The organism is Aquisalibacillus elongatus (genome assembly GCF_003843875.1).
Classification (GTDB): domain Bacteria; phylum Bacillota; class Bacilli; order Bacillales; family Alkalibacillaceae; genus Aquisalibacillus; species Aquisalibacillus elongatus.
Genome location: NZ_RKRF01000009.1, coordinates 160,347 through 177,181, shown reverse-complemented (window position 1 = coordinate 177,181; position 16,835 = coordinate 160,347). Strand labels below are relative to the sequence as shown.

Annotated in this window: 18 protein-coding genes and 2 pseudogenes; 17 read left to right on the top strand and 3 right to left on the bottom strand. The window is 38.1% G+C overall.

From position 1 onward, the window contains the following. The first annotated feature begins 81 nt into the window (after positions 1–81). Together EDC24_RS09090 and EDC24_RS09085 are read left to right on the top strand one after the other, a co-directional pair. Complete coding sequence (locus EDC24_RS09090) at positions 82–756, top strand: phosphatase PAP2 family protein (protein ID WP_124221841.1); 675 nt, start codon at positions 82–84, stop codon at positions 754–756. Between the two features lie 100 nt (positions 757–856). Then, complete coding sequence (locus tag EDC24_RS09085; protein ID WP_124221839.1) at positions 857–1,684, top strand: GNAT family N-acetyltransferase; 828 nt, start codon at positions 857–859, stop codon at positions 1,682–1,684. 143 nt (positions 1,685–1,827) lie between these two features. Here EDC24_RS09085 and EDC24_RS09080 read toward each other — a convergent pair whose 3' ends face one another. After that, positions 1,828–2,100 (bottom strand): hypothetical protein, encoded by a 273-nt coding sequence (locus tag EDC24_RS09080; protein ID WP_124221838.1) that lies wholly within the window; start codon positions 2,098–2,100, stop codon positions 1,828–1,830. Between the two features lie 115 nt (positions 2,101–2,215). Between EDC24_RS09080 and EDC24_RS09075 the strand changes: the two genes are divergently transcribed. The 4 genes and pseudogenes from EDC24_RS09075 to EDC24_RS09060 all read left to right on the top strand — a co-directional run bounded on the left by EDC24_RS09075 (position 2,216) and on the right by EDC24_RS09060 (position 4,819). Continuing rightward, a complete protein-coding gene (locus EDC24_RS09075) occupies positions 2,216–2,617 on the top strand; it encodes a VOC family protein (protein ID WP_211342361.1) in 402 nt (133 codons plus the stop codon). Positions 2,618–2,680: 63 nt separating this feature from the next. Further along, positions 2,681–3,136: a hypothetical protein gene (locus EDC24_RS09070; RefSeq protein ID WP_124221835.1), complete on the top strand. Its 456-nt coding sequence runs from the start codon at positions 2,681–2,683 to the stop codon at positions 3,134–3,136. A gap of 59 nt (positions 3,137–3,195) precedes the next feature. Further along, a pseudogene (locus EDC24_RS15505) lies at positions 3,196–3,285 on the top strand (hypothetical protein); the annotation flags it as partial. Further along, positions 3,269–4,819: a YndJ family protein gene (locus tag EDC24_RS09060; RefSeq protein ID WP_170158528.1), complete on the top strand. Its 1,551-nt coding sequence runs from the start codon at positions 3,269–3,271 to the stop codon at positions 4,817–4,819. The pseudogene EDC24_RS15505 and the gene EDC24_RS09060, both read left to right, overlap by 17 nt. A 2-nt stretch (positions 4,820–4,821) precedes the next feature. Here EDC24_RS09060 and EDC24_RS15540 read toward each other — a convergent pair. Continuing rightward, a pseudogene (locus EDC24_RS15540) lies at positions 4,822–5,837 on the bottom strand (DUF2804 domain-containing protein). Between the two features lie 116 nt (positions 5,838–5,953). On the opposite strand from EDC24_RS15540, the gene EDC24_RS09050 reads away from it, so the two are divergent. The 10 genes from EDC24_RS09050 (at position 5,954) to EDC24_RS09010 (ending at position 14,645) form a co-directional block, all read left to right on the top strand. After that, entirely contained in the window at positions 5,954–6,343 is a 390-nt protein-coding gene (locus EDC24_RS09050) for a DUF4181 domain-containing protein (protein WP_124221832.1), read from the top strand. A 184-nt stretch (positions 6,344–6,527) separates the two neighbouring features. After that, positions 6,528–7,931, top strand: a complete 1,404-nt coding sequence (locus EDC24_RS09045; protein WP_124221830.1) for a YfcC family protein — start codon at positions 6,528–6,530, stop codon at positions 7,929–7,931. A 15-nt stretch (positions 7,932–7,946) separates the two neighbouring features. Further along, a complete protein-coding gene (locus EDC24_RS09040) occupies positions 7,947–9,344 on the top strand; it encodes a M20 family metallopeptidase (RefSeq protein ID WP_124221829.1) in 1,398 nt (465 codons plus the stop codon). Positions 9,345–9,543: 199 nt separating this feature from the next. Beyond that, a complete protein-coding gene (locus tag EDC24_RS09035; RefSeq protein WP_124221827.1) occupies positions 9,544–10,440 on the top strand; it encodes a DMT family transporter in 897 nt (298 codons plus the stop codon). Between the two features lie 166 nt (positions 10,441–10,606). Continuing rightward, entirely contained in the window at positions 10,607–11,425 is an 819-nt protein-coding gene (locus EDC24_RS09030) for a hypothetical protein (protein ID WP_124221826.1), read from the top strand. Between the two features lie 91 nt (positions 11,426–11,516). Beyond that, on the top strand, positions 11,517–12,035 hold the full coding sequence (locus tag EDC24_RS09025; protein ID WP_245998080.1) for an RNA polymerase sigma factor: 519 nt from the start codon (positions 11,517–11,519) through the stop codon (positions 12,033–12,035). After that, a complete protein-coding gene (locus EDC24_RS09020; protein ID WP_124221822.1) occupies positions 12,022–12,990 on the top strand; it encodes a hypothetical protein in 969 nt (322 codons plus the stop codon). Before EDC24_RS09025 ends, EDC24_RS09020 begins: the two co-directional genes overlap by 14 nt. 92 nt (positions 12,991–13,082) lie before the next feature. After that, positions 13,083–13,241: a hypothetical protein gene (locus EDC24_RS15170; RefSeq protein WP_170158527.1), complete on the top strand. Its 159-nt coding sequence runs from the start codon at positions 13,083–13,085 to the stop codon at positions 13,239–13,241. Beyond that, on the top strand, positions 13,231–13,503 hold the full coding sequence (locus tag EDC24_RS09015) for a GNAT family N-acetyltransferase (protein WP_124221820.1): 273 nt from the start codon (positions 13,231–13,233) through the stop codon (positions 13,501–13,503). The genes EDC24_RS15170 and EDC24_RS09015 overlap by 11 nt, the downstream gene beginning before the upstream one ends. A gap of 191 nt (positions 13,504–13,694) precedes the next feature. Next, on the top strand, positions 13,695–14,645 hold the full coding sequence (locus EDC24_RS09010) for a ring-cleaving dioxygenase (RefSeq protein WP_124221819.1): 951 nt from the start codon (positions 13,695–13,697) through the stop codon (positions 14,643–14,645). A gap of 39 nt (positions 14,646–14,684) precedes the next feature. Here EDC24_RS09010 and EDC24_RS09005 read toward each other — a convergent pair whose 3' ends face one another. Beyond that, positions 14,685–15,653 carry a sugar phosphate isomerase/epimerase family protein gene (locus EDC24_RS09005; RefSeq protein ID WP_124221817.1) on the bottom strand — a complete coding sequence of 323 codons (969 nt, stop codon included), beginning with the start codon at positions 15,651–15,653 and terminating at the stop codon, positions 14,685–14,687. A 192-nt stretch (positions 15,654–15,845) separates the two neighbouring features. Between EDC24_RS09005 and EDC24_RS09000 the strand changes: the two genes are divergently transcribed. Then, positions 15,846–16,829: a LacI family DNA-binding transcriptional regulator gene (locus EDC24_RS09000; RefSeq protein ID WP_124221816.1), complete on the top strand. Its 984-nt coding sequence runs from the start codon at positions 15,846–15,848 to the stop codon at positions 16,827–16,829. Positions 16,830–16,835: the final 6 nt, after the last annotated feature.

Sequence of the window (16,835 nt, the reverse complement as noted above, 5' to 3'; positions counted from 1 at the left end):
GCTCGGCTTGAGGTCGAGCGTTTTCATTATGTTTTCATTCTGATCATAAGTGATATCGTATGATTAGAGGTGAAAAGTCGTATGGACTGGGTAGATGAACTTAAACGAGTTCCCAAACGAACTTACGTCGGTTTAATTTCAATGTTTGTGCTACTAATTGGTGCCAGCTGGCTTTTTATTGAACTGGCAGAAGGTGTACTAGAAAATGAAAAATTTCTTATAGATCAATATGTTAGAGGGTGGCTAGAATCAAATGGTGTGCAGCTGTTAGATGAGATCTTTGCTTGGGTAACAGAGCTTGGTTCCGTCACTTTTATAACAATCGGGTCATTTATGCTCGCCATTTCGTTATACTTTTTGTATGAGAGGTGGAAGTGGCGGGTTCTATACTTCGCTATTGCGATGATCGGAATCAGTATTCTTACGACTTTGTTAAAAGAGGTATTTGAACGGAGAAGACCTAATATATTAGAAGAGCATGATGGAACTGGATTTAGTTTTCCAAGTGGTCATTCAACAGGTCCTATGGTGTTTTATGGGTTTATGATTTACTTGATTATTCGAAGTCGAGCGAGACATTCAATAAAGTGGTTGTTCGGTATTTTACTTAGTTTGTTAATATTAGCTATTGGCATTAGTAGAATATACTTAGGTGTCCATTATGCGACTGATGTTATGGCAGGTCATCTACTGGGATTTGCCTGGTTAGTCTCGTGTGTGTCTGTACTTGAATTTACTTTATGGAGAAGGCACTGAATATCAATTCATTATTTTTAATTCAAATGTATTGACTTAAAAACGTGTTATCGATATTCTACACGGGTAAGAAAAATATCTGCAGTTAGGGGGGACGCGTTTGTTAACTGAGGGACAATTAAAAGATATCGAGAGGCTTCAAATGATTGTCGAGCAAGCCGATCGAATTGAGTTGAAATTGAATTGGTATTTCCTCCGTTCGCGAATGACGGACAACAACGATTTCTTCTATTATGAAGGTGACCAATTACTAGGTTACGCAGCACTTTATTATGTCGGTGGAGCTTATGAAATGTGTGCCATGGTACACCCTGATCACCGCCGTAAAGGTATTTTCACAAAACTTTTTCAAGAGATCTTGGATGAATTAAAAACGCGACAAAGTAAAAAGTTATATATAAATGCGCCGCCAGAGTCTGACCATGCGAAAAAGACACTTAAAAAACTAGGCGCAACTTACGCATATTCTGATTATCAAATGCGTTGGAAAAAACAAGAGCTTCCTGAGGAAGAAACGGATATTAAATTGCGTTTATCAACTAAGGATGATTACGAGAAAATTATCGAGTTGGATGAAAAAGGATTTAATTTAACGCATGAAGAAGCGGAAATGCTTGTAAATGTTTTGCTTAAAGATGCCGGTCACAGAACCTTTATGATTGAGAAGAGTGGTAAGACGGTTGGAAAAATTCGCTTGAAAGCGGAGGGAATTGAGACATATATATTCGGATTTACAGTTGCTCCTGAGTATCGACGTCAGGGAATCGGAAAGTCAGCTTTAATTGAAGTGGTTAAACAAGAAGCTGAATCCGGGCATGTCATTTTTGTTGAAGTTGGAACCGAAGACGAACGTGGTCTTCACCTGTATGAAGCAATCGGGTTTGAAACGTTTCAAACACAAAATTATTATGAATATCAATGTGTATAATGATTTAAAGCCCTGGACTATCTTTTTAGGTGGTTCGGGGTTTGTTTTAGACCAAAATTGCACACGTTTAGCCCCTTTATTTACATAAATGAACCATAAATTTTGTCGAAAAGTTTGTGTTTGTATTGTTTTCAGCCCTTTTTTTAGAACCTTCCACTTAAGACACGTGTAGCACCGAAGCCACACCCTGCCCCAACAGCACCATATAGAAACATAAACTTTCCAATGTCTAAGAATAAGCCTCGGTTTACGTCCAATAATCCAAGCAATAAAAATAAAAAGCCAAATGCTATAAGAGGACCGAATACAAATATGTAAAGGTCAACACGAATTGCCGCACGGATCTGAACAAATCTCAACACAACTGAAATCACAGCGATAACGAAGAATACGACTAAATGATGTGAAAAGCCCAAGATGTCATCATCTCCCTTAGACAGGTTTATATATTATACGTTTTCAAACTTATGAAATATTACTATTTAAACAAACGGTCATACTAAAGGGTGAGGTGATTAGATGATTATAGGAATGAATCCATATTTTATGTTTAATGGAAATGGAATTGAAGCAGTGGAGTTTTATAAGGATGTGTTCGATGCGGAAGTGGTGGAATTCAAGACTTATGCTGAGCTACCAGATGCAAAAGAAGGAGATGAATCATTACTTTTACATGCCAACTTAACGATTGCCGGAAATGATATTATGCTTTCTGATACAGATCAGGAAAACCCTATTGAAGTCGGGACGAATGTTTCTGTTGCCGTCGTGACAGATGATGCCGATCAGACAAGTGATATGTATCGGAAAATCAGAGAAAACGATGGTGAAGAAGTGATGCCTTTACATGAGACTTTTTTTAGTCCAGCCTATGGCAAAGTCAAAGATAAATTCGGTATTGAGTGGCAGTTAGCGACAGCTAAGAACAAATAACCTTCCCAATGTGGAAGGTTATTTTTATGTTAAAATTATGAAAAGAAAGTGTGGTTGTTAGATATGAAGAGAAAACTAATAGCCCTAGTTTTGGGGCTCGGTTTTTTATTTGTGCCATTGTTTGTTGAGTTAGCAAATCCTTTTGTCTATATCATTGTTGTAGCTATTTATAATATCATCTGGATTACTCGCGTTTTACATGAGGATTATTTGGATGAACGTTTTTATAAAAAGTGGTCTATATTAAGACAGAAATCAGTATTCTATCTCATCATTCGAGAGTGGGGGTTACTCTCCACATTGGCCCTAGTGTTTTTAGTCGGGGAACGAGTAATTTTTGAAGGCGTGCATCCACTTGACTATCTTGAAAGCATATTTGACTTATCTCGACTTGTATTATTTTTATTTACCAGTTTAATCTTTTCAATTGGGATTGCGTTCGCTATGAAATACGAGAACGAAAAAAGGTATAAACGTTTAAGATGGAAGTATGAAAAGCAAGCTTCACAAGCTGGATAGGTTTTAGGGGGAGATTAGTTTGACGAGACCAATTTGAAAGCTTTAATGATGAGAAAAATAAATTTGAGATATCTGTATGTGTACACAACCCATTGTTAGGAAATCTTTTTTATTATGAAGGGGAATTTACGTGTGAGGATCTTACATAATATTGGTTTAATAAATGTTGTTGTTCTGGCCATTATAGCGGTGTTAACACCGCATCCATGGTATTTCTTGATTCTCGCAGCGGCTCAGCTTATTTTTGTACCGATTGTATTGAGTTCAATAATCCAAACGAAACGAATCATATGGTTTGCGTTCACTGCTTATTTAGCAGTTGTTTTCATTCATTTGACGCCAGATATGATGTGGCACGGAATATTAGCCGCAATTTATTTACTTTATACGCTTGCTATTGCGTTAGCTGGATTCAAGCGGTTCCTGAATCGTGGGTTTACGCATTTGGAAGAATTCCTAATCGATTTGGGAATGATTTTTTTATCAGTTGGTGGGGTGTGGTTTTTCGCTTATGAAGCGGGCATCCAAACGGGTTTTAGCCCCATCATCACATTTTTAACTGCCGTTCATTTTCACTATGCAGGCTTTTTGTTGCCTATATTAACTGGGTTCCTAGGTCGTTTAGGGAAATCCTCACTCTATATGTGGACGGCACCTGCTGTGATTGTAGCTCCTGTTTTAGTAGCCTTAGGCATTACGTTTTCAACGACACTGGAATTTGTATCTGTGTTAGTTTATATTTTTGCGATTTACGGTTTGCTGTTGGTAAGCTTCAAAACGAACTTTCAAAGTTCTGTTCAAAAATGGATGTTCAGAATGGTGTATTTATCACTTGGTGTTTCAATTTTATTTTCACTACTCTACGCTTATGGTAACTGGTCCGGGAACTATACCATCACGATCGATTTCATGATTAAGTTTCACGGAGTGACGAATGCGGTTCTTTTTGCTGGGGCAGGGACTGTTTTAGCATCAATGTTTATCCCTGATACGCAATATCGAAAGCCTAAATTCCCCATTAGTGAATTGCGTGGCGGCCTGAGGGTTGGAGAGAATTTTCTATCAGATAAAACAGCGGTAGATTCAAGAGTTAATGGACTTGTTGATGATATGAGTATCTATCACCTAAATTTAGCACCTACCATTCGTGATTTTTATGAAAATACCTCGCATTATCGACTGTGGGCGAACGTTCATTGGTCGGCTTGGTTTAAGCCTTTAGCTGCGCTATATAAGTTGATGAGTCGGCAAATTCAGCAGATTAATTTACCTCTATCTAGTCAAAAAGTAGAAATGACTGGTGAAATCGTCGAATTAAAACCGAACCTAGATTCGCGAGAACGTGTTCGCGCTTGGTTTAGAAAAATCAAACAAGAACCAACGTTCATTGCGCTATACTCTGAACACGAAACCGAGGAGGGAGCGTTTATGAATATTGCCTTGCCACTTCCTGGCTCTACGATGACGGGTATTTTAAATTTAAAAGAGGATCAAGGTCATCTGATTTTATCTAGTGAACAAGTGGGCATTTATCTTGTTTTTCGTGATTATGTCATGAAGCTTCCATTAGACGAACGATTTACCGTATGGGAAACTACACCGGGTGAACTGCAGGCTGAGCACCGCATGTGGATTTTGGGGATGCCTTTCTTACAAATTCGTTATGAGATTAAAAAGAAGTAATACTACCATCGTGCTTCGTGATCCTCAGCCCACCCTAGCAGACGTTGTATTTGAATGATTCGGCCGTCATCAGCTTCAATGGTTCCACTATAGTAACCAATCATCTGATGGACGTTTGATTTAATGAATCCCAAGTTCGTTTTTGATACGCGTTCGAATAGTGGCTCGAACATTAGTTTTACTCGATGATCATTTGGTGAGTTAATGACCCAGGGTTTCATGTAATCTTGCTTATCATAGATCCAATCAAGTTCATCATGAAGTTTGTTTAACTTGGAATCAATGATGAGGCCATTTTCGGTTTGACCGGTGCCTTCCGTCCATTGTCCGCCAAAGTTCAGACCGATTCGGTAGCCATCTACAAAACCAGATGCAGCACCCCAATTCCATTTTGATTGGTAGGGCCATTTACCTCGACCGAAATCTAACGTCGCAAACGAATCCCGTGACTGCATTTGATAGTTTCCTTCTGACCAACTGATCATGCCACTGACCGGGAGTGCGACTTGTTTTGATGTAAACTGAAATCGCTTCGAGCTCCAAGGAATAACGACATTAAGAGATTCACTATTTGGTTCTCGGTCGACGGTTAATTGAGCTTCTAATGTCCGACCTTGATAAAACTTTGGCCAGTGTACGTTAATGTTCGTAGTGTTGTCCGTCTCCTTCATAGACACTTGTACACCTTTACGTTCGAATTCTAAAGAATCTTGCACGTTATCAGGTAAGTGGATGTTTTTCGCCAGGGGAACGAGAATCGAACGCTCATGAATTTAAGTGTGGTCAAATCGAGTATGTATGCAAAAATAACCGCAGCGTAATCAATGTGCGAAACGGTAATTGAGAATAAAACTTCATCATTGGTAAAGCACCAGTAGTTCCATTTCTTTTTTCTTAAGTAATCTCCTGTTATATTGCAGTAAATGACCGGATGTCGTGACCAGCCAATACTGGCTTCGTTAAGCTTTCCGTCACTGTCGCATAGTTTTACGGCGCGAGTAATTTCTTTTCCTCTCATAAGGCTTGGCTCCTTTCCTCTTAATATTTTATATACGAGAATGATAGATTATAATCCTTTTTTGGCTAAACCTTTGGTAAAATAGTGTATAAGATTATTTGTTAGGGAGTGTACGCATGAACTTTATTGATGTTTTAATAATTATTGCAGTGTTATTTATTTCGGCTTTTTTGATTGAATTGTTGATGATTAAATTGTTCAATATCACCATACGAAAAGAACGTTATATTAATGAGCAGCATAAAAAACGGTACAAACAATTTATTATAGTGTTCAGTGTGATCATGTTAGTTTTATTAATGTTTTATTTACTTGGATTTATTATTATCTTCATTCCAATTACGTTTATCATTTTGTATCCAATCGCAAGTGCACTCGTGGATCTTATAATGGAGTGGAAATATGCACGTGAAGATCGACGTTATATCGTTTCCATATCCAATATCATGGTTTACATCACATTTTTAATAGTACTATTTATAACCGATTTCTTTGGGATGGTTTAAACGCGAATAAGTAAGTATTTATACAGAAAGACTCACCTATTAAAGATGGGTGAGTCTTTTTTATTACCCCCAATTTCCTTGATTTAACCGCATTTCCTACTTGTCTATCAAACATTACTCGTTTATAATTATTCAGTATATTAATAAGATAAATTGTATAATTTTGAAGAGGGGAGAAAAGATAATGAGTTCAAATGAGCGGGTAAAAAAGAGAAAATTCGCCGCTCCCCATGCGTTTGTCATTATTTTTGGGTTAGTAGTGTTTTTAGCACTTTTAACTTACGTCATTCCGGCTGGGGAGTATGAACGTACGACGAATGATCAGGGACAAACTGTTGTGGTAGACGGCACTTATCAACAGGTTGAGTCTAATCCGACTGGGTTTCTGGAGTTATTTAACTCAATTCATTTAGGCATGTTAGAAGGGGCTGCCATTATATTCTTCATATTTATTGTAGGTGGCTCATTTAATATATTTAAGGAAACAAATACGATAGAAGCGGCTTTTGGTTCTATTTCAGGGCGTTTTGAAGGTAAAGAAATTTGGATTATTCCTATCACGATGATCTTTTTTAGTATTGCTGGTGCAAGCTTTGGTATGTTTGAGGAAGCGTTGCCGTTTATTATGATAATGGTTCCGTTACTCATTAAGCTTGGTTTTGACTCTATGGTGGGAACAGCTGCAGTCTTGGTAGGTGTATCAAGTGGTTTTACGGCGGCATTTATGAACCCTTTTACACTAGGGGTTGCACAAGGAATAGCTGATGTTCCACTATTTTCAGGGTTAAGTGTACGTGTTGTCTTTTATATTGCATTTACACTAGTTAGTATTTTATATGTGGTGCACTATGCTAGAAAAATTAAACAAGATCCAACGAAGAGTCTAACCTATGAAGAAGACTCCCAAAGGGATTTAAATGTTGAACTCGAACAAACATCTATGAACTTAGGTCAGAAACTGACGATGGTTGTCTTAGGTTTAACGTTAGTTACTCTGGCATATGGTGTTATCGAGTTTGGATGGTACATGACCGAGATAGCTGGGATTTTCTTAATCTTTGGTTTACTAGTCGGTGCTATTAATAAGTGGTCGCCAAACCGAATTGCGGAGTCCTTTGTTCGCGGTTGTAGTGATTTAGTGGTCGGTGCTTTAGTTGTTGGTCTGGCTTATGCAGCACTTGTTGTTTTACAAAACAGTAATACCATCGATACAATTTTATATGGTGTGACAAATGTTGTAAGCGAAATGCCAGGTATGTTAGCTGCATTAGGAATGTATCTAACACAAGGTGTTTTAAACTTTATTGTGACATCCGGAAGTGGGCAGGCAGCCTTGAGTATGCCGATTATGACACCACTATCCGACTTAGTTGGCGTGGATCGTCAAACTGCTGTGCTAGCGTTCCAAATGGGTGATGGTATTTCAAATATTTTCGCTCCAACATCGGGATTATTATTAGCAGCACTAGCCATGGCCAAAATTTCTTGGTGGAAATGGTTTAAATGGATTTGGCCACTAATCCTCATTCACTATGCATTAGGTGCCATTTTTGTAACGATTGCCCATCTATTTATTTGGACGTCATAGAAGTGGAGTGATGATATGTTTCATATCAAATTGATTGATGAGTTAGTGGAGAACAAAAAAGACTTGTTCACTAACATGAGTGATCGAGTATGGGATTTTGCAGAAACAGCGTTTAAAGAAACGCAATCAGCCAATTATATTTGTTCAAAGCTTGAAGAAGAAGGTTTTGAAGTCGAACGTGGTGTTGCCGGCATTGATACGGCATTTGTTGGAACGTTCGGTAGTGGTCAGCCGGTTGTCGGTTTTCTAGGTGAATACGACGCGTTACCCGGTCTTAGTCAAGAAAAAGGAATAGCTGAGCATAAGCCGATTACGAAGGGTGGAAATGGTCACGGTTGTGGTCATAATTTGCTTGGAACAGGCTCATTCGCGGCAGCAATAGCCGTTAAAGATTATATGGAACAAAATGGAATTTCAGGAACAGTGCGTTATTATGGATGTCCTGCTGAGGAGTTCGGGGATGGAAAGGCCTTTATGGCAAAAGAAGGTGCGTTTGATGACTTAGATTTTGCTTTATGTTGGCACCCAGCTCCAATTAATTCCGTTTTTCAAATGAATGTTTTGGCTGTTAATCAAGTATATTTTAGATTTAAAGGGCGTTCAGCACATGCTGCGGCGAGTCCACATTTAGGACGTAGTGCGCTAGATGCTGTTGAGCTTATGAATATTGGCGTGAACTATCTACGTGAACACATTATTCCTGAAGCACGCGTGCATTATGCCGTAACGAATACTGGAGGCGATGCACCGAATGTTGTTCAGTCAGATGCTGAAGTTCTTTATTTAATTCGTGCGCCAAAAGTATCACAAGTTCAAAATATTTATGAACGTGTATGTAAAATTGCTGAAGGTGCTGCACTAATGACGGAAACGGAGCTCGAAGTTGTCTTTGACAGTGGCTCTTCAGATATGGTTCAAAACCAAACGCTAGATTCCGTTATGGAGAAAAACTTTAACCAATTAGAACCGCCTAAATATACTGAGGACGAAGTAGCCTTCGCTAATCAGATTCGCACGACATTATCAGACGAAGAGAAAAACACCGTCTGGTCACGCGGTTTAGAAGATGTTGCTTTAACTGATTTTGTTATTCCACAAAATGAGCAGGATTCGTCAACTGGCTCGACGGATGTGGCCGATGTCAGTTGGATAGCACCAACGACACAGGCGCTTACGACGTGCATTTCGAATGGAACAGCATTGCATTCGTGGCAGGCCGTTTCTCAAGTCGGTACGTCAATCGGTCAAAAAGGTATGCTTTATGCCGGTAAACTAATGGCGGCAACCGCCTTAGATGTTATGCAAGATTCAGATCTTCTGCAAAAAGCAAAAGATGAACATAGTCAAAAAGCAGGTAAAGATCGTTATATTAGCCCGATTCCAGACGAAGTGAAACCTGGGTTAATTGAGTAAATATTGAAAGCCTTTATTGCGCCGCAATGAAGGCTTTTTATTTTCCATTAAATTCAACGAAAATTTATACACTTTTCCATTGCAATATCTGAAGAAGCGTCGTAAAATGATTAAGCCATTCATTATAGTATTCATTTTGACTTAATCTTAGTAGTTATTCCTGTACCTGGTAGATAGAGAGAAAAGGGAGGGATTAACGATGAGAATGAACCAAACCATTGCTTATTCAATGGTCGTGTTAGGTGCTGCGTTCTGGGGCTTGACAGGTTTGTTTGTTCAAAACCTTTATGCGTATGATTTCAGCCCTTTACAAGTCGTCGCATTGCGCCTAACGGTTTCAAGTGTCGTACTATTAATCTTGTTGGGAACCATGGCAAGAAGTTATTTGAAGATCCGATTAAAAGACTTGCCATACTTTATTGGTCTTGGGGTTTTTAGTATTTCATTGTTCAATTGGTTCTATTTCCAAGTCATGGACTTGGCATCACTAGCCGTAGCTGTCGTCTTTGTTTATACCTCTCCCGTCTTCGCCGCAATTATAGCCAAAATATTCTTTAATGAATCACTAACAAAAGCAAAAATCATCGCCATTGCTCTAACGGTTATTGGAAGCGCCTTTGCCATTGAGTTTATCCCGCTCGGTGAATTTTCACTGACAGGTCAAACAATTATTTTCGGTTTGTTGGCAGGTTTCTTCTGTTCAACGTATAGCCTGTTAGGGAAAAACGTCAGCCGATGGTACCATCCATTTACGATAACGTTTTATGCAATGTTATCCGGTAGCGTTTTCTTAATTCCAACTAGTCAGATTTGGAACAATGTAGGCGCACTAGGCAATGGAACAGTATGGTTAAATATTTTTGGGATTGTCCTAATTTCAACTGTGGCAGCGTATTTACTTTACACAATCGGTCTTACTTACATCGAATCTAGTAAGGCAACCATTCTGTCATCTATTGAAATTGTAATCGCTGTGTTAGTCAGCGTCGTTGTTTTCGGAGAATTATTAACAGGTTGGCAGCTACTTGGTTTCGTGCTAGTATTTGTATCATTATTTTTAACCATATTTTCATTTAAATATAAAATACGGACTTGATTCGCCTGAGCTTTTCAGGCGAATTTTTTTATGAAGAAGTCGAGTTTACTAGACAAAACCTAACATTTACCAGAAAATTTATACCAATACTAGACAACATGTTTTGAAACTCATTGGAGATCTGTTCGTCTGAAATGCTTAGATGATAAATTGAAAGGAATTTTCGATGAAGAAGTTCTTCCTAGTAGGAATTCTATTAATTATACTCGCAGGCTGTGGTGAGGATGACCCTGTCAGTCTTGATTCGGTAGATTTTTATACGGATTACAATCGAGTCACAGTTACAGTCGATCTTGAAAACCAGACAGATGAAAATGTTTTTGTCGATGTTGAGGTAGATATACAAGATGAATGGTTGTCTAATCAGATGGAAGATGACTATGTAGTGAATATAAATGGAAACGAAGTGACTAATGAGGCTATTGAAGTTGGTCAGGAGCGTTATGGTACTTATGTTTATTTTAAATATGAGTTGAAGGAAAAGGTAAATGAGCGTGATCTAAAGGACGCTGTTTATCACAATGGGATAGAAGTGAGAGTCCTATCAGAGAGTGGAGAAACTTTAGCAGAAGAAACGAGTCGGCATTTTAATTATCGAGATAATCAGGATTCAAATATTAAATCTCTCTTCATAGCAATGATTGGTATTGGATTGATTATGTGGGTGCTTGATAAGTTCTTAAGAAAATTTTTGAATATCCGCAAATTATCTAAAGAGGAATATCCGAAAGTTTATCGGGGAATTAATGGCGTGATTAATTTCTTCGGGTCCGTTATGCTGGGCTTGATCCCAATATTTTCAGGCTTTTTCAATTTTTGGGCTTACATATTGGCCTTTGTATTACTTACTGTTATACCGCTTGTTGCTTTGGATTTAATTTATTTAAAACATACACGAATTTACCAAGTGCATTTACTAATGGGCTTATTCCTTATATTAATTATTATTATTGGGCAACAGTTATATCCATATATTTTATACTAGTACCTCAATTAAGTTTTGAGGTACTTTTTTAAAATTATTGAAAGAAATATTAGCGTTCAATCGTCTAATGGTTAAAGAGAGGGGGATGGTGGTGGCGAATAATCAACAGATAGAAGAATGGTATGAGATGTACAGTCAAGATATTTATCACTTCCTTGTTTACTACAACAGAACGCATGATGTAGACGATCTATTACAAGACGTCTTTATTAAGGCGCATCGAAATTTAAAGCAGTTTAAAGGAGAAGCGTCACCCAAAACGTGGTTAATCACGATTGCTAGACGATTGTCAATTGACCGAGCTCGTAAGCAAAAATTAAAAAAATGGTTGCCAATCAAAGAAGATGTTGAAAGCGAACAAACTATATCACCAGAACAACAGGTGGTCTCTGATGAACGAGATGATGAATTGTATACACAGATTAATTCGTTAAAACCACATTATCGTGATGTAGTCATTTACAGAGGGGTTATGGAATTAACAGCAAAAGAAACGGCGGAGATTTTAGGGTGGGATTCGAAAAAAGTCGACGTCACGTTTCATAGAGCTAAGCAAAAATTACGCACGCTTTTAGAAGGCCAAAGGAGGGATCTAATTGAAAAGGGATGATTTGGAACGTCAAATGAGTGAATTTCCGAACCATAAGATGAGCCCTCAACAAAAACAACGGAACTGGAATCAAATAACTCATAAGCTGCAAGAGTCGAAGAAGAAAAAACAATGGCTCATTTATCCTGTTACGATAGCTGTGATGGCGATTGCGGTATTAATCGGTGTTATGACGTTCAGTCAAGAAGACGAAATTGTTGCGCCGGAACAAAAGCAAGGGAGTGGCGATGTATCTTTATTCGAGGACGTTAAACCTTTTGTGAACGTGAAGACACATCCGTTTGGAGCCAATACTAATGGACATGAACTATCACTTGCAGTCAGCTATTTGTATGAAGCTGCCACTTTGTTGGATCAAAACAAAGAAGCTGTCAGCCCATTTCAAGAGAGCTACAGCCCTGAGCAATTAGTTAATAATCACTTAGATTATTTCTATGTAGATAAAGCGAGAACGTTTGCCTATCTTGAACTGGCTCTTTCAGAAATTACTGATGCAGATGCAAATACAGATTCTGCAAAAGAAAAAATATCGGGCTGGATTGATGAGATATTATTAATCAAAGAAGGAAAATCAGACGAAGAGAACCGAGAACAATATGTCAATGTACTAACTGAACTCATTGCTTATGTACGAGGAATTGAACAAGTCGCCTCGGAAGTGACTGTTTATACTGGAGAAGGAACTTGGAAAGTGACTTTACAAGCAATAGAGCATCCAATGTATTTACTAACTTTACACAATCCAGATGAACTTGAGAATACAGAGGAATTTGACTTGATTTTAAAGGATGGAGATCAGCCACTCTCGTTCCAAACTCATAAAGTAGTTGAAGAATCTAGTACGTTTGAATTTATTTCACCAAGACAGCTTGATACGATGGATGACCCTAAACTACAAATTCGTTGGGGTGAAAGTAATTTGGAGACAATTTCACTTTCGCCTGAAAATTACTAAGCTCGTCAGTTTGACGGGCTTTTTATTATGTTAAAATAGAGAAAAGAATGTTGTGTGAGGTTATGCTTTTCTTAAGCAAAGGAGTTGTGATGATGAATTTTAATGGCAAAAAGATGGTTTTTTTAATTATAGCCATTATTGCTGTGATGGCAGTTGTGACTTATTTAATTTTTATTTCAATTGATCGGAATCAGTATATTGAAGAGATGAATATGATCTTACTTGGAGGAGAGATGATTAATGGAAATTAAACAAGACGACCACGGCTTTTATATCGGTGATGAGGATCACAAAGATGCGGAAGTGACATTTAATTATACGGATGACAAGACGATTGACATTGATCATACCGAGGTTTCTGAAAAATTAAGAGGTGAAGGTGTAGCTGGAAAATTGGTGAAAACAGTTGTAGATTATGCGCGGGAACACAATCTAAAAGTGACAGCCTCTTGCCCATATGCTAAGAAAAAACTTGGACGAACAAATGAATATCAAGATGTGTTTATTGGTTAATGAATTCTAGTGATCGACATTAAACAATACAACCCAGACATAACGGGTGAATATCCGTATGAAATGTGGGTGAACAGGAAAGAGTAGCTGAAAAAGCTGCTCTTTTTTTACGAACGTCAAAAGTTGAAAAGGTTTTGAATATGAGTTATAATTATCTTGAATTCAAGATAAATTGAAAGGAGACATTCCTTATGACGAATAAACAAACGAATGGCGTTCATCATATTACAGCGATTGCAGGTCCGTCGCAGGAAAATATCGATTTTTACGTTGGGGTACTTGGGTTAAGGTTAGTGAAGAAGACTGTTAATTTTGATGATCCGGGTACTTATCATTTTTATTTTGGAGATGAAAAGGGGACGCCGGGAACCATTTTGACTTTCTTTCCTTGGAAAAACATCCCACAAGGTCGTGTAGGTTCCGGGCAAGTTGGATTTACAACGTTTGGTGTGCCGACTGGAGCACTTTCATTTTGGGAGAAGCGGTTAAGTGATTTTGGTTATCAAACGGAAACCGAAACACGCTTTGGTGAGACTTATTTACAATTCGAAGATCCTCATGGCTTGAAGTTGGAATTAGTTGAACGGGAAGATGGCCCAGAAAACACTTGGGAATTTAACGGAGTGACGTCAGATGTTGCGATTAAAGGGTTTGGCGGCGCTGTGCTTTATTCAGGTGCACCTCAGAAAACAGCCGAATTATTAGAAGAAGGTTTAGGTTTTGAAAAAGTAGGAGAAGAGGATCGTTATTTAAGGTTCCGTTCGAAAAGCGACATCGGAAATATCATCGATGTACCAGTCAAAGCGTTTCCGCGAGGTGAAATGGGAGCAGGAACTGTCCATCATATCGCGTGGAGAGTAGATGATTATGAAGATCAGCAAGATTGGCGAAGCTACATCCAAGAACATGGCTTAAGGCCAACGGAGATTCTAGATCGACAGTACTTTACGTCTATCTATTTCCGCGAATGGGGTGGCATTTTATTCGAAGTTGCAACGGACACACCAGGGTTTGATACGGATGAAACGGTTGATCACTTAGGTGAAGAACTCAAATTACCTGAATGGTTAGAACAACACCGTAATCAAATCGAGTCTTTAGTAGATTCGATAGAAGTGCGTGAAGTAAAACCAAAGAAATAGTAAAAACGCAAGGCGAAATTGAATTCGCCTTGCGTTTTCTTATGCCCACCACATTTCTTTTATGGATTCTTTAACCATAAGTGGTTTTAATGTATCAACGGCCTTTGAAAAGCCTTCGTCAATAGACATTAACCCGTCTTCGTGTTCGATGCTAACGACATAATCATAATCCATTAAACGCAGAGTACTAATCATATCCGCCCATGTTTTTGAATCGTGTCCGAAACCAACCGTTCTGAAATACCATGCGCGATCTTTCATTTGAGAATAATCCGTCATATCCGTTAAGCCATTACGGTTCATGTTAGGTTGATCAATGATCGTATCTTTTGCATGGAAGTGGTGAATCGCATTTTCACGACCTAAAATTTTAATAGATTCAACAGGGTCAATTCCTTGCCACCACATATGTGACGGATCTAAGTTAGCTCCGATTGCTTCTCCACAAGCTTCACGTAGTTTTAACATATTGTTTGGCGTATGTACGGAAAATCCGCCGTGTAGTTCAAGGCCAATTTTTACACCGTAAGATTGAGCCAAGTCATTTTTTTCTTTCCAATATGGAATTAGTTTTTCTTCCCATTGCCACTTTAAAACTTCCTGAAAGTCATGAGGCCAAGGTGAAACAGGCCAGTTTGGATAAAGAGCGCCTTCATGGTCACCTGGACAGCCTGAAAATGTGTTGACGACAGGGACGTCTAAGAGAGAAGCCAACTTAATCGTTTTATCTAACAAGGCGTCATTCGGCTCAGCAATCTGTTTCTGCGGATGTAGAGGGTTCCCGTGACAACTCAATGCACTAATGGTAAGCCCACGACTATCAATCTTTTCTTTAAAAACAGATAAAGCACCAGGATTCTCTAGTAATTCGTCAATTTTACAATGCGCATCACCAGGGAAGCCACCTGTACCTAATTCAACTGCTTCAATACCTTTGGATGATACGTAATCTAACATGTCATCTAGTTCAAGGTGAGAAAACAATACCGTAAACACACCAAGTTTCATAAAAAATACCTCCTCAAAATATTTTCAGAAAATACGAAAATGTAATCCTTTACATAACTAACATATATAATTTATTCATAAGAATCAATAGTTTTCATAAAATTTAAAATAATAGTTGACAGAAAATTTTGGGTAATATAGTATAAAAATTGTAAACGATTACAGAACTTGTGTATTGGAGTAGATTAATAAATGGCGAACATCAATGAAGTAGCAAAAGTAGCTGGTGTCTCAGTTGCAACCGTTTCAAGGGTGTTAAACGGCCAAAATGTTGTAACCCCTAAAACGAAAATAAAAGTAGAAGACGCAATTCGAAAACTAAAATATGAACCTAGCATGTTGGGCCGAAATTTAAGAAACTCAGAGAGTCGAGTTTTACTAGTCTTAGTTCCAACTATTTCAAACCCATTCTATTTTGAAATTATTAAGGGAATAGAGCAAAATGCATTAGATCATAATTATAATATTTTGCTTTGTGAAACGGATTCAAATCCCGAGCGTGAGAACATTTATTTTGACTTAGTTCGAAAAAAGATGGCAGATGGCATCATTTCAATGGATCCAGCTGTAAATATCGACACTTTGAAGGAACTTTCTAAAAACCATGCAATCATACAGTGTAGTGAATACTCCTTAGAAGGCAATATTCCTTATGTAACCATTGACAATGAAGATGCTGCGTACCGTGCTGTTAAGCATTTAATTAAATTAGGGCATGAGAAGATTGCATTGTTTAACTCAAATGAAAAGTATTTATACGCTAGACAACGTAAAGATGGATACGTTAAAGCACTTGAAGAATTTGGCATCCAAGTGAACCCAGATTATATGTTATATACGGATCAGCTTGGGTTTGAACAAGGAATTCAAGCCACGAAAAAAGTGATGAGTTTGAAAGACCGACCTACAGCTATTTTTTCTGTATCAGACTTATTAGCTATTGGGGCATTAAAAGAATTAAACAATACAGGTGTGGAAGTGCCGGATGAAGTGGCGCTAATTGGATTTGATAACATTGATTTCTCAAACATGACACACCCAACATTAACCACTATTGCTCAGCCAATGTACCAGATGGGAACAGTAGCTTCCACCATGCTAATCAATAAAATTAACGGCGAAGATGTAGAAAATAAGTTTTTAAATCACGAATTGCTCATTCGTGAATCAACATAGATCCAC